Genomic DNA, 12,713 nt, shown 5'->3' on the forward strand with positions numbered 1-12,713 from the left:
CGGTCAAGAAGCAGGGGTTCGGGCCGGGTCAGAGGCGGATCGGTTTCTTGTTCATGAACTCTTCAATTCCCAACGCCCCGAGTTCCCGCCCGATCCCCGACCGCTTGATCCCCCCGAAGGGCAAATCCGCCTCCGACCCACCCGACTTGTTCAGATAAACCATCCCCGCCTCGATCCGCCGAGCCACCCGCGTGGCCCGCACCCGATCCGTCCCGAACACACTCGCACCCAGCCCGAACGGCGTGTCGTTCGCCAACGCGACCGCCTCGTCCTCGCTCTCGGCCCGGAACACCAGCACCACCGGCCCGAAGATCTCCTCGTGGTACGCCGCCATCCCCGGAGTCACGTCCGTGAGCACCGTCGCCTCCAAAAACGCCCCACCGCCGGGCACCCGACGCCCACCCGCGCGCAGCGTCGCCCCCTCGCGGATCGCCGTTTCCACCTGGGCCGCCACCTCGTCCGCCGCCGCGATCGAGGCCAGTGGGGGCAACGTTGTCGCCGGGTCGGCCGGGTCGCCTGGTACGTAGTACTCCGTCACCCTCTTGGCCAGCCGGTCGACGAACTCGTCGTACAGCTCGCCCAGCACGATCATGCGCTTCGGCGCGTTGCACGACTGGCCGCAGTTGCGCATGCGGGCCGTCGCCGTCGCCTTGACCGTCTCGTCCAGGTCGTCGGTGTCCAGGACGATCAGCGGGTCCGAGCCGCCGAGCTCCAGGACGCACTTCTTGAGGTTGCGCCCGGCCTCCGCCGCCACCGAGATGCCGGCCTGCTCGCTGCCCGTGAGCGACACCCCGACCAGGCGCGGGTCCGCGAGCATCCACGGCACCTGCCGGCTCGAGGCGAACACGTTCACGTACGCGTCCGACGGCACTCCCGCGTCGCGGAGCACGCTCTCGATCGCCGCAGCCGAACGGGGGCAGATCGACGCGTGCTTGAGCAGGATCGTGTTGCCCAGCACCAGGTTCGGCGCGACGAACCGGGCGACCTGGTAGCACGGGAAGTTCCACGGCATGACGCCCAGCAGCGCCCCGATCGGCTCCTTCGTCAGCACGGCCTCGCCGCCACGCAGGGCCAGCGGCTCGTCGGCCAGCAGGTCGGGCCCGCGCTCGCCGTAGTACCGGAAGATGTCGACGACGACGCCGACCTCGCCGCGGCCTTCGTTGATCCGCTTCCCCATCTCGAGGGTCATGATCGCGGCCAGCTCGCCGGCGCGTTCGGCGAACAGCTCCGCCGCGCGCAGCACGATCGCCGCACGCTCGGCCACCGGCCGCGCGCGCCAGGTCGCGAACCCGGCGTGGACGCGGTCGATCGCCGCGCGGACCTCCTCGTCGGTCGCGTTCGGGATCTCCTCCACGAGTTCACCGGTGGCGGGGTTGGTGACTGAGTACATGGCGGCCTCCTGATAGCCTACTGCATACTGTATACACCATGAGATCAGAGATCGACACCCGCGCGGCGGTACCCGTCGGCGCGTGATCGACTATCGTTCCCCCATGACGCTGGAGATCACCGGCGGACCCGAATTCGCCGCGCTGGCAACGGAAAAACCGCGCTGGACCCGCAGTTACACGGGCAGTGAGGTCACGTTCGGCTGCCCCGCCCGCTCCGCCGACCGCACCCCGCGCGTCTGGAGCGCCCGGGGTCTCGGCCTGCCGGAGGACGACCTGCCGGGGTTCGCCGCGCAGCTGCGCCGCGTCATGAAGCACGAGAAGTACTGGATCGCCCGGGCGGCGTGCGCGGACCGCCGAGCGGGCGACGCGGCGCGCTGGACCTTCGGCCGCTACGACGACGAAGACGGCTTCGTGTACTTCGGCGGCCCATGCACACACGGCGACCGGTGGCCGGGCTACCGGCCCGCGACGGAGTTCACGATCGCGTTGCCGCACGTCCGGGGGTTGCGGATCCGGGTGGCCGCGTACCTGGCGACGGGGTGACCCGCAACGACGTGGTCCACCGAGCCGTCCGCGCGGGAGCCGTCGCCGCCGTCGTCAGCGGCATCCCCTCCACCACCCACGCCCTGCTGTCCGGCCAAGAAGTCCTGGCCGCCACCCGAGCGGCAGGCACCCTCCTCCCAGGCCGGCGCGACCGGCCCGGCATCCTCGCCGGACTGGTCGCGCACGTCCTGGTTTCCACCTTCTGGACGGCGGTCCTCGCCGCGATCGCCCGGCGCAGGCGCCTCGGACCGCTCCGAGGCGCCGGAGCCGGGCTCGCGATCGCGGCGCTGGACCTTTGCGTAGCCGGCCGGGCCTACCCGGCCGTGCGGGCGCTTCCCCGCGCCCCGCAGGTCCTGGACCACCTCGTGTTCGGCGCCGTCGCCGGCGCGCTGCTCGACCGTCCACACGGGACGGATCAGCGCACGACCTCGACGACGTCACCCGGGTGCAGCGAGTTGTAGAACATCACCGCGGCCGCGTGCGAAAGGTGCACGCACCCGTGGGACTTCACCTTGAGACTCCCCTGGTGGAACGCCACGCCCGTGTTCGTGAAGAACACCGAGTACGGCATCGGCCCGTTGTACTGCTTGCTGTAGTGGTCGATGTCCTTGTACTGCACGTGGAACTTCCCCACCGGCGTCGGGTACTTCGCCAGCCCGACGGTGATCGGAACGCCGCCGTAGGTGACGTTCCCGGCGCCGTCCGTCAACCACGCCGTATTCGAACTGCGCTGGACGCAGGCCTTCGCTTCGGCGCTGCACGGCGTCGACGACACCGTTGCTTCGGCCGTTCCCGCGAACGCCACGGTCCCCGCCATCGCGGCGACCCCGCCCAGTAGTGCGATCATCCTCCGGTTCATCGCGTGCCTCCCGTTGTCGTTCGGCTACGCGATGTAGGGTGCCCAGTTTTCCGATCTTCGAACCGGCGATCACCGAGCCGGTTGCGACAACTGCAGGAACTCGTTCTGCTCACGGTCGTAGCGCTGGGTCAGACCGTTGCCGTAGCGGTCCCACCAGTTAGCGGTGTGGCCGCCCTGGCGGGTGGTCGTGTCCCCGTAGACCTGGCGGTCGTACTCGATGCGCGCGTCGTGGAACTCCTGCTGGAACTGCTCGGGCGTGAGGCCCTGCGCGTGCTGGACCGCCGCGTCGCTGATCGTGCGCGAGCTGCGGACGATGTCGTCGCCCGCCATGTGGTTGAGGATCGAGCGGACACCGCCCGCGCCGCGCATGTGCGCGCCCGACATGATCGCGGCCTGCGTGCCCGGGTCGGTGAAGTTCAGCGCGCCCGCGGTGCGCGCGTTCGCCGTCATCAGGTCCGACACGACGGCGCGTTCCTCCGCACTGCCGATGCCGTACTGCTCGCGCGCGGCGATGATCCGGTCGTAGCCGTTGTGCATGTTCTGCCGGAAGCCGTACGCCTCGGGCACGCCGCCCTGCTCGCCCGTCGCGCCTTCGGAGCGCATGATCGAGTCGACGACGCGCGGGTCGAGCTGCTGCGGCGCCGCCGCGGCCGCCGCTCCCCCGCCGCCCTGCCCGCCCTGCGCCTGGCCGCCGCCGTAGGCCTGGGCGACGTCGGAGTCGGCCGCGTTGTAGCCGTTCGCGGCCGTCTGGACGTTCTGGTTCACGTTCGTGATCAGGCTCAGGAACTTCTGCAGCGCGCTGCCCAGCGTCGAGTGCAACGCCGAGTTCGCGGCGGCCACCCCGCTGCCGATGCCGGCGAACGACAACGCGTCCAGCACCAGGCCTTCCAGGTCGCGCGTGGTCGACAGGAAGGACGACCCCACTTCCTCGACCGCCTTGGCGACCGTCCCCATTTCCGTGGTTTCGGCGCGGTAGGCCCCGGCACTCATGGTCTGCTCCCTCCGGACACCGGCTGTGCGCGAAGAGCATTGCCCACCCGGGCCGGGCCGCCCCACGGCCGAATTACCCACTGGCCGAGTCTCACCTGTCGTTCATCTTCCGTTCATTCGTGGTTCTTCTCGCGCGGTACTTAACCCGGCATGACTACCCAGACGCTCGACACGATCGCGTCCGAACAGCTCGACCTGCAGCTGGACATCGTCGAAGACCGGCTGCGGCAGGACTACGAAGGGGTGGAGGTCCACACGCTCGTCGAACGGGAGCGCCACCGGTTCGACGCGGCGCGCATCCACGCGTTCGTCCCCATCCTCGTCGAACGGGCCGTCCGCGAGTTCCTGCGGGAGCCGGCGGGCAAGCACCGGCGCTAGAGTCGGGAGATGGACAAACCCCAAGACGACGCGGACGTCGTGGACGGTGAGCTCGTCGACGAGACACCGACCGCGGCGCTCGCGATCCCCTCGCCGCCGCTGCCCGACCCGGACTACAGCGCGGGCGGTGTCCCGAGCTTCGACTTCGTCCGGGACAAGATCGAAAACCGGTACACCACTTCGGTCGGCTCGGCGGAAGTGGCCGGGCTGGGCACCGAGAACACCGCCGAGGCCCTCGACAAGAAGATCGCCGACCGCGACCAGGCGGCGAAAGACCGGCTGGCCGAGATCCGCCGCTCGATGCGCGGGGAGTAGCTCACCCGAAGATCGCGCTCGGATCGCCGGTGTACCAGGCGTTTTCGATCACCACGCGGCGCATGACCCAGCGGTCGCCGGCGCGGACGAGCCGCACGTCGTAGCGGTTCCTCAGCAGCGCGTGCGTGCCGTGGTCGGCGCTGAGCAGGTGCTGGGCTTCGACCAGGGCCGTCAGCCGCGCGGTGTCGCCGTCGAGGGTGACGCGCGGGTTGGTGACCTGGTGCGTCGTGTCGACCCGGCCCGCGAACAACGCGAGGATCGTGTCGCGGCCCGTCATCAGCGGCGGCTCCGCGCCCCAGCGGGCAGCGGCCGGCCGGAAGTGCAGCTCGGCGTCGGCGGCGAAGGACGACGCGAACAGCTCGCGGTCCTTGAGGTCTTGGCCGAGGCCGAAGCGGTACAGCGCGTCGATGATTTCGGTGCGGTCGTCGATGTCCATGCCGCCAGCTTCACGGCGCCCGCGCAGCCGATCAACGCACTTCTGTGCCACGATCGTTAAGCAGGAGTTGACGATACCGGGGGCTCGCTGGTGGAGACGCGTGAGGTCGAGTCGTTCCTGACGCTGGCCGACGAGCTGCACTTCGGCCGCACGGCGGAGCGGCTGCCGGACCCGTGGCTGGACGAGCACGCTCCCGGCGCGGCGACGCGACCGCGGGCAGGGCTGCAGGAGCTGTTGACGTTGGCGGGCGCGGGCGAAGGGGTACCGCCGGTCGGCGCGCACATCCGGCGGTACTACCCGCGGCCGGACGTGGCGTACGTCCCGCTGGCCGACGCGCTGCGGCTGGAGTGGGGTCTGGTGTGGCGGGAGGGTTCGGCGACGGCGCGGGGGCGGGCGTTCACCGAGGCGGCGGCCGAGTTGGTGCGCGAACCGGCTTGACGGGCGGCTCGCGCCGGTCGGGAACGGCGCCCCGGCGAGCAGCGGCGACGATAGCGGCCAGGCGGGAACGCCGGGCCGGGCGGGACGGCGACCCGGCGAGCAGCGGCGACGACAGCGGCCAGGCGGCAACGGCGGGCCGGTGGGGAACTGCGGCGATAGCAGCCGGGCGGGCTCAGCAGACCGCGACAGCGGCCGGCGCCAAGCCGGCAACCGAGCAATCCCGCAATCAACCGCGCCCGGTCGACCTCCAGCCGGAGACCGCCGGCCAACCGGACCGGCACCACACCGCCGGCCAACCCGCCGCTCCAGGCCGGCCGCGTCCAACGGCCCTCAGCCAGGCAGCCAGCGCATCGCCACCGGCTGGCTGGCGGCGATCGCCGCCAGGCGGTTCGGGAACACGCGGGCCCGGTCGCCGAGGCCCGTCAACCGGACCACGCGGTCGGCCACGCTCCCCGGTGTCACGATCAGGCAACCGGCTATTCCGCGGTCGCGGCAGGACTCCATCGCGTCGAGCAGTCCCCGCGCGCCGCGCGCCGTCAGGAATTCGAGCGTTGCCAGGTCCAGCACGAGCAGGTGCGGCGCCGGCAGTTCGCAAAGCGCCGCTTCGATCAGCGTCGTCCACCGAAGCACGGTGTCGATGTCCAGTTCGCCGCGGATTTCGATGACCAGCACGCCGCTGGTCCGTTCCGAGACGGCTCCCTCGTGCTCACGCATCGCGCGCCTCCCCGGGGCCGGTTCGGGGCGGCCCCGGCTCATGGTCCCACCGCCGCCGGGCCGCGGCCGGGCAGAACGCGAAGAAACCCGGCGCCGCAAGCAAACGGCCCAGCCGGGCGCGGCCGTCCGGCTCAGCGTCCATTGTGGACGCTCAACCGCCCCAGCCACTCCCGCAGCATCGTCAGCTCGGCCGCGGACAGCGGCGTGTCGCCGGTCAGCCGGGCCGCGAGCGTCGTCGCCGTCACCGCGACGCCGCCGGGCTCCGGCGAGGTCTCCGCGAGGATCCCGGAGAGCACGCTTTCCCGCACCCGCACGGAAAACTCCGGATCCGGGTACAGCTCCGGCCGGGTGATCATCGACAGCGCGACGCCGGCGTTGGCCGCCATCACCATCTGCGCGGCGAGCGGCGGCGGCACCTTCAGCCGCCCGGCCGCCGCGCAGCGCTCGAGGATGGCGAGCAACAGCCCGTGCGCCTCGGCCGCCGCCCCCGGCGGGGTCGACAGGCCGGCGTAGAGCACGCGGTAGTGGTTGGGGTGCGCCAGCGCGAAGGCGACGTGGTTGTCCCAGCCGTCGCGCAGGTCGCGCACCGGGTCGTCGGACGCCTTCGCGGCCCGTTTGCCGGCGAGGTACGCCTCGAAGGCGTGGTCGACGACGGCGGCGAGCAGACCGTCTTTGTCGCCGAACTGCCGGTACAGCGCCGGCGCGCCGACCCCCGCGGCCTCGCAGACCGCCCGCGTGGAGAACTCGCCCGAGTGCGCCAGCAGCTCGGCCGCCGCCTCCAGGATCCGCGTCCGCACGTCCACGACACCGACGCTACCAGCGGATACCATCGATATCAAGTTTGGGGTAGCGACGATTCGGAAGTTGTGTTAGCGTCGATTACGCCAAGCCGAGAACACTGATACCGAAGGACGCGCCCACGCGAACACGATGGTGCTGGTCGAAGAGGTCGCCGACGGCGGCTGGGGCATCGGCGGGGACGTGCTCACCCTCGCGAAGCTCCAGGCCGGGTGACGTCAGGCTTTCGTAACCACCTCGTGGAATCATCGATCGGCCACCGAAGTTGTACAGGTGGCAGCACCACACGAGGAGAAGGAGTGACGCCGTGACCACGTCAACCGAAAGGGCCGTCCTGGCCGGCGGCTGCTTCTGGGGCATGCAGGAGCTGTTCCGCCGTCAGCCCGGGGTGATCTCGACCCGGGTCGGTTACAGCGGCGGCGACGTCCCGAACGCCACCTACCGCAACCACGGCACGCACGCCGAGGCCATCGAGGTGGTCTACGACCCCACCCAGACGACGTTCCGCGACCTGCTCGAGTTCTTCTTCCAGGTGCACGACCCGACGACGAAGAACCGCCAGGGCAACGACATCGGCCTGAGCTACCGGTCGGCGATCTTCTTCGAAAACGACGAGCAGAAGCGCGTCGCCGAAGACACGATCGCCGATGTCGAGGCGTCCGGGTTGTGGCCGGGCAAGGTCGTCACCGAAGTCAGCCCCGTCGGCGACTTCTGGGAGGCCGAGCCAGAGCACCAGGACTACCTGCAGCGCATTCCGAACGGGTACACCTGCCACTTCGTGCGCCCGGGCTGGAAGCTCCCGAAGCGCGAGACGACCGCCTGACACAGTCGTACCAAGAAGGCCCCTTCACCGATTCCCGGTGAAGGGGCCTTCGCCGTTTCGGACGCGGGAAAGATCACCCGAACGGCGGTGATCCCCGTTCAGTCCTAAGTGGACTGGCAACCCGGGAATCCCAATGGTGGGAAATGTCCTTTTTGGGAAGTATTGCGTTCGGTAGATAAGACCGTACGTTAGTCGCTTGTTCACGAGGCTCCGGCACCGGATTCTGATTTCCGTTCCACAGCACCACCTCTCGTCCCCTTGAGCCGGCCCGGCCTCGACCCCGGGCCTGCTTCACCCTGCCCGGAGGGAATACCTCGATGGATCTGAGACGTCCTGTCGTCTTGGCAGCAACCGGCGTGCTCGTCGGCGCGCTGTGCATCACCGGCACCGCACAGGCACAACCCACCCCGAACGCCACCCCCGCGGCGGCGCCGAGCGCCGTGGCCCAGGCCGCGACCGCGGCCGCCGGTCTGGTGGCGAGCCGGCCGGCCGCGCTGCACGCCAGCGCGGACGACGTCTTCCTGGCCCAGAAAGCGATTTCCGCCACCAACGGGCTGCAGTACATCCCGTACGAGCGCAGCTACAAGGGCCTGCCGGTGGTCGGCGGCGACTTCGTCGTCGCGACGAACTCGACGGGCCAGGTGCTCGGCACCTCCGTCGCGCAGGACCAGACCATCAACCTCGCCACCACCGGCGCCAAGGTGACGAAGGCCGCCGCCGAGGCGACCGCGCGGCAGCAGCTGTCCGCCGTGGACAGCGTGAGCCCCGCGCAGCAGGTCGTCTACGCGCTCGGCGCGCCGACGCTGGCCTGGAAGAGCACGGTCGTCGGCCGTGACGCCGAGGGCCCGAGCCGGCTCGACGTCATCGTCGACGCCGCCACCGGCAAGGTGCTCAAGACCCAAGAGCACGTCATGAACGGTGACGGCACCAGCGCCTACAACCGCCCGAACCCGGTGCACCTCGACACCACCCACTCGGGCAGCACGTACACGATGAAGGACCCGGCCATCACCAACACGTCCTGCCAGGACGCGGCCAACAACACCACCTTCAGCGGCCCGGACGACGCCTGGGGCAACGGCAACGCCACCAGCCGCGAAACCGGCTGCGTCGACGCGCTGTTCGCCGCCCAGACCGAGAACAAGATGCTCTCGCAGTGGCTGGGCCGCAACGGCTTCGACGGCAACGGCGGTGGCTGGCCGATCCGCGTCGGCCTGAACGACGAGAACGCCTACTACGACGGCACCCAGGTCCAGATCGGCCACAACACGCAGAACCAGTGGATCGGCTCGATCGACGTCGTCGCGCACGAGCACGGCCACGGCATCGACGACCACACCCCGGGCGGCATCTCGGGCGCGGGCACGCAGGAGTTCGTCGCGGACGTCTTCGGCGCCTCCACCGAGTGGTTCGCGAACGAGCCCGCGGGCGGCGACGTGCCGGACTTCCTCGTCGGCGAGTCGGTGAACCTCGTCGGCTCCGGCCCGATCCGCAACATGTACAACCCGTCGGCGCTGGGCGACAAGAACTGCTACGACAGCTCCGTCCCCAACGGTGAGGTGCACGCGGCCGCCGGCCCCGGCAACCACTGGTTCTACCTGCTGGCCGAAGGCACCAACCCGACCAACGGCCAGCCGACCAGCACCACGTGCAACAGCTCGTCGGTCACCGGCATCGGTGTCCAGAACGCGGTGAAGATCTTCTACAACGCGATGCTGCTCAAGACCTCCAGCAGCTCGTACCTGAAGTACCGCACCTGGACGCTGACCGCGGCGAAGAACCTGTTCCCGGGCAGCTGCACCGAGTTCAACACCGTCAAGGCGGCGTGGGACGCGATCTCCGTCCCGGCGCAGTCGGCCGACCCGACCTGCTCGGCGACCGGCACCGTCACGGTTTCGAACCCGGGCAACCAGTCCACCGTGACCGGCGCTTCGGTCAACCTGCCGCTGTCGGCTTCGGGCGGCACCGCGCCGTACACCTGGTCGGCCACCGGCCTCCCGGCCGGCCTGTCCATCAACGCCTCCACCGGCACGATCTCGGGCACCGCGACCACCGCGGGCACCTCGAACGTCACGGTGACGGCCAAGGACGCGGCCAACAAGACCGGCACGGCGTCGTTCTCCTGGACCGTCGGCACCACCGGCGGCTGCTCCGGCCAGAAGATCGTCAACGGCGGCTTCGAGTCGGGCGCGGCGAGCTGGACGCAGACCAGCGGCGTGATCGGGCAGAACGGCTCCAGCGAGCCCGCGCACGGCGGCACCTACAACGCGTGGCTCGACGGGTACGGCACGACGCACACCGACACGCTCGCGCAGTCGGTGAGCATCCCGGCCGGCTGCCACGCCAGCCTGACGTTCTACCTGCACATCGACTCCGCGGAGACGACCACCACCACCGCCTACGACAAGCTGACCGTCACCAACGGCAGCGCGACGCTGGGCAGCTACTCCAACCTGAACAAGGCTTCCGGGTACGCGCTCAAGACGGTCGACGTCTCGTCGGCCGCCGGCGGCACCCTGGCGCTGAAGTTCACCGGCACCGAGGACAGCTCGCTGCAGACCTCGTTCGTCATCGACGACGTGGCTGTCACCCTGAGCTGAAGCTGAACCACTGAAGCGGGGAGGCCGGGATTCCGGCCTCCCCGTTTTCGTGTCCCGGGGGCAGAATCGGCGCATGGACACCGAAGAGCTGCGCGCGACCCAGGCCCCGCTGAAGGACAAGTACCGCGAGCAGCCCGAGAGCGCGCTCGTCACGCTGCACGCCGACGCCGAACTGGACGGCCTCGGCATCTCCTGCAAGGTCGAGACCGCCCGCGCGGTCGTCGAAGCCGGGCTACACCCGGCCACGGGTGGCGACGGCAGCCTCGCCTGTTCGGGCGACATGCTGCTGGAAGCGCTCGCCGCGTGTGCCGGGGTGACGCTGCGGGCGGTCGCGACGTCGTTGGGGCTCGAGGTGCGCGGCGGGCGCGTGCGGGCCGAAGGCGACCTCGACTTCCGCGGCACCCTCGCCGTCGCCAAGGACACCCCGGTGGGCTTCCGCGCGATCCGGCTGTCGTTCGCGTTGGACACCGACGCCTCCGAGGAGCAGCTCGCCACGCTGAAGAAGCTGACCGAGCGGTACTGCGTCGTTTTCCAGACGCTGCGGACGCCGCCGGAGTTCGCCGTCAGCCTGTCGGCGGCTCAGGGATAAACCCGGAGGACAAACCGGACGCACTTGGCCTAGCTTGGCGGGGTCACCGAGAGGGGAAACCGTCATGCCGGAACCGGACAACGCCGTCCAGGTGCGCGGGCTCGTCAAAACCTACGGGTCGACCCGCGCGCTCGACGGCGTCGACCTCGACATCCCGGCCGGGCGCGTGCTCGGCCTGCTCGGCCCGAACGGCGCCGGCAAGACCACCACGGTCCGCATCCTGACGACGCTGCTGCGGCCGGACTCCGGGTCGGCGCACGTGGCCGGCTACGACGTCCTGGCCCAGCCCGACGAGGTGCGGCAGCGGATCGGGCTGTCCGGGCAGTACGCGGCCGTCGACGAGAACCTCACCGGGTTCGAGAACCTCTACATGGTCGGGCGGCTCTACGGCCGGCCGAAGTCCGCGGCCCGCTCGCGCGCCCGGGAGCTGCTGGCGCGGTTCGCGCTCGAAGAGGCCGCCGACCGGCCGGCGAAGGGCTACTCGGGCGGCATGCGCCGGCGGCTCGACCTGGCCGGCGCGCTGGTCGCGGAGCCGACCGTCGTCGTCCTCGACGAGCCGACCACCGGTCTCGACCCGGGTGGGCGGCTCGACACGTGGGGCGTCATCAAGGAGCTGGTCGCGGACGGCACGACCGTGCTGCTGACCACGCAGTACCTCGAAGAGGCCGACCAGCTGGCCGACTCGATCGTGGTGATCGACCACGGCCGGGTGATCGCGCGCGGCACGGCCGACGAGCTCAAGGCCCAGATCGGCGGCGAACGGCTGGAGCTGGTCGTCGCCTCCCCCGCGGACCTGCCGGCGACGCTGGAGGTGCTGCGCGAAGTGGGGACGGGCGAGCCGTCCGGCGACGACCACACGCGGCGCGCGGAGATCCTCGTCGACACCGGCCCGAAGGCGCTCATCGAGGCCCTGCGGCGGCTGGACGCGCAGGGCATCGCCGTCCAGGACGTCGCCCTGCACCGGCCGACCCTCGACGACGTCTTCCTGTCCCTGACCGGCCACGGCGCCGAGTCCGCCGAGGAGGTGGCCAAGTGAACGCGCTCGCGAAGGGCATTTCCGACGGCGGCATCATCACGTGGCGCAACCTGATGAACGTCCGCCGCAACCCCGACTGGCTGATGGCGGCGACGCTGCAGCCGATCATGTTCGTGCTGCTGTTCGCGTACGTCTTCGGCAACGCGATCGGCGGCGAAGCGGGCGGCGCGGCCTACCGGGAGTTCCTCATCGCGGGGATCTTCGCGCAGACGGTGGCGTTCAACTCGGCGTTCACGGTGATCGGCTTCGCCAACGACCTGCAGAAGGGCATCATCGACCGGTTCCGCTCGCTGCCGATGTCCCGCATCGCGGTGGTCCTCGGCCGGACGACGTCGGACCTGGTGGTCAGCGTGGTGGCGCTGGTCGTGATGTCGGCGTGCGGGCTGATCGTGGGCTGGCGCATCCGCGGCAGTTTCTGGGACGCGCTGCTGGGCTACCTGGTGATGCTGATGTTTGCGTGGGCCTTGTCCTGGGTGGGCGCGCTGATCGGCCTGGCGGCGCGCAGTGTCGAGGTGGCGCAGAGCCTCGGGCTGATCTGGATGTTCCCGCTGAGCTTCATCTCCTCGGCGTTCGTCCCGACGGGGACGCTGCCGCCGTTCCTCAAGGCGATCGCGGACTGGAACCCGTTCACGGCGGTGATCAACGCGACGAGGGACCTGTTCGGCAACCGCTTCGGCCCGGCGCAGACGGGCTGGCCGGCGGAGCACGCGGCGCTGTACGCGATCCTGTGCTGCGTGGCGATCATCGCGGTGTTCGCTCCCCTGGCGACGGCCAAGTACCGCCGGGTGGCGAGCAAGTAATAC

General features: G+C 70.4%; 16 protein-coding genes. 10 read left to right on the forward strand and 6 right to left on the reverse strand.

Going from position 1 to position 12,713, the window contains the following annotated elements; genetic code table 11:
* Positions 1–28: 28 nt before the first annotated feature.
* Complete coding sequence (locus BLV96_RS11755) at positions 29–1,390, reverse strand: NAD-dependent succinate-semialdehyde dehydrogenase (protein ID WP_086682873.1); 1,362 nt, start codon at positions 1,388–1,390, stop codon at positions 29–31.
* Between the two features lie 103 nt (positions 1,391–1,493).
* Here BLV96_RS11755 and BLV96_RS11760 point away from each other — a divergent pair, with 103 nt between their 5' ends.
* Together BLV96_RS11760 and BLV96_RS11765 are read left to right on the forward strand one after the other, a co-directional pair.
* A complete protein-coding gene (locus BLV96_RS11760) occupies positions 1,494–1,934 on the forward strand; it encodes a hypothetical protein (protein WP_086682870.1) in 441 nt (146 codons plus the stop codon).
* Complete coding sequence (locus tag BLV96_RS11765) at positions 1,931–2,395, forward strand: hypothetical protein (RefSeq protein WP_244180171.1); 465 nt, start codon at positions 1,931–1,933, stop codon at positions 2,393–2,395. Before BLV96_RS11760 ends, BLV96_RS11765 begins: the two co-directional genes overlap by 4 nt.
* Here the strand turns inward: BLV96_RS11765 and BLV96_RS11770 are convergent.
* Both BLV96_RS11770 and BLV96_RS11775 read right to left on the reverse strand, forming a co-directional pair.
* Complete coding sequence (locus BLV96_RS11770; RefSeq protein WP_086682867.1) at positions 2,350–2,793, reverse strand: L,D-transpeptidase; 444 nt, start codon at positions 2,791–2,793, stop codon at positions 2,350–2,352. The two genes, BLV96_RS11765 and BLV96_RS11770, sit on opposite strands and share 46 nt — an antisense overlap.
* A gap of 69 nt (positions 2,794–2,862) precedes the next feature.
* Complete coding sequence (locus BLV96_RS11775; protein ID WP_086682864.1) at positions 2,863–3,783, reverse strand: hypothetical protein; 921 nt, start codon at positions 3,781–3,783, stop codon at positions 2,863–2,865.
* A gap of 150 nt (positions 3,784–3,933) precedes the next feature.
* Here BLV96_RS11775 and BLV96_RS11780 point away from each other — a divergent pair, with 150 nt between their 5' ends.
* On the forward strand, positions 3,934–4,161 hold the full coding sequence (locus BLV96_RS11780; protein WP_086682861.1) for a three-helix bundle dimerization domain-containing protein: 228 nt from the start codon (positions 3,934–3,936) through the stop codon (positions 4,159–4,161).
* Between the two features lie 9 nt (positions 4,162–4,170).
* Entirely contained in the window at positions 4,171–4,476 is a 306-nt protein-coding gene (locus BLV96_RS11785; RefSeq protein ID WP_086682858.1) for a hypothetical protein, read from the forward strand.
* A 1-nt stretch (position 4,477) separates the two neighbouring features.
* Here BLV96_RS11785 and BLV96_RS11790 read toward each other — a convergent pair whose 3' ends face one another.
* Positions 4,478–4,912: a nuclear transport factor 2 family protein gene (locus tag BLV96_RS11790; RefSeq protein WP_086682855.1), complete on the reverse strand. Its 435-nt coding sequence runs from the start codon at positions 4,910–4,912 to the stop codon at positions 4,478–4,480.
* Positions 4,913–5,002: 90 nt separating this feature from the next.
* Between BLV96_RS11790 and BLV96_RS11795 the strand changes: the two genes are divergently transcribed.
* Positions 5,003–5,350: a type 2 periplasmic-binding domain-containing protein gene (locus tag BLV96_RS11795; protein ID WP_086682852.1), complete on the forward strand. Its 348-nt coding sequence runs from the start codon at positions 5,003–5,005 to the stop codon at positions 5,348–5,350.
* A gap of 330 nt (positions 5,351–5,680) precedes the next feature.
* Here BLV96_RS11795 and BLV96_RS11800 read toward each other — a convergent pair whose 3' ends face one another.
* Both BLV96_RS11800 and BLV96_RS11805 read right to left on the reverse strand, forming a co-directional pair.
* A complete protein-coding gene (locus tag BLV96_RS11800) occupies positions 5,681–6,106 on the reverse strand; it encodes an STAS domain-containing protein (protein ID WP_425266173.1) in 426 nt (141 codons plus the stop codon).
* A gap of 89 nt (positions 6,107–6,195) precedes the next feature.
* Positions 6,196–6,867 carry a TetR/AcrR family transcriptional regulator gene (locus tag BLV96_RS11805; protein WP_086682844.1) on the reverse strand — a complete coding sequence of 224 codons (672 nt, stop codon included), beginning with the start codon at positions 6,865–6,867 and terminating at the stop codon, positions 6,196–6,198.
* Positions 6,868–7,169: 302 nt separating this feature from the next.
* Here BLV96_RS11805 and msrA point away from each other — a divergent pair, with 302 nt between their 5' ends.
* From msrA to BLV96_RS11835, 5 genes are all read left to right on the forward strand, one after another.
* Positions 7,170–7,685, forward strand: a complete 516-nt coding sequence (msrA, locus tag BLV96_RS11815) for a peptide-methionine (S)-S-oxide reductase MsrA (RefSeq protein WP_086682838.1) — start codon at positions 7,170–7,172, stop codon at positions 7,683–7,685.
* Between the two features lie 317 nt (positions 7,686–8,002).
* On the forward strand, positions 8,003–10,285 hold the full coding sequence (locus tag BLV96_RS11820; RefSeq protein ID WP_086682835.1) for a M4 family metallopeptidase: 2,283 nt from the start codon (positions 8,003–8,005) through the stop codon (positions 10,283–10,285).
* Positions 10,286–10,358: 73 nt separating this feature from the next.
* Positions 10,359–10,874 carry an OsmC family protein gene (locus tag BLV96_RS11825; protein WP_086682832.1) on the forward strand — a complete coding sequence of 172 codons (516 nt, stop codon included), beginning with the start codon at positions 10,359–10,361 and terminating at the stop codon, positions 10,872–10,874.
* Positions 10,875–10,938: 64 nt separating this feature from the next.
* A complete protein-coding gene (locus tag BLV96_RS11830) occupies positions 10,939–11,910 on the forward strand; it encodes an ATP-binding cassette domain-containing protein (RefSeq protein ID WP_086682829.1) in 972 nt (323 codons plus the stop codon).
* Positions 11,907–12,710, forward strand: a complete 804-nt coding sequence (locus tag BLV96_RS11835) for an ABC transporter permease (RefSeq protein WP_086682826.1) — start codon at positions 11,907–11,909, stop codon at positions 12,708–12,710. Before BLV96_RS11830 ends, BLV96_RS11835 begins: the two co-directional genes overlap by 4 nt.
* The last annotated feature ends 3 nt before the right edge of the window (positions 12,711–12,713 follow it).

This window comes from Amycolatopsis pretoriensis (assembly GCF_900107925.1).
Lineage (GTDB): Bacteria > Actinomycetota > Actinomycetes > Mycobacteriales > Pseudonocardiaceae > Amycolatopsis > Amycolatopsis pretoriensis.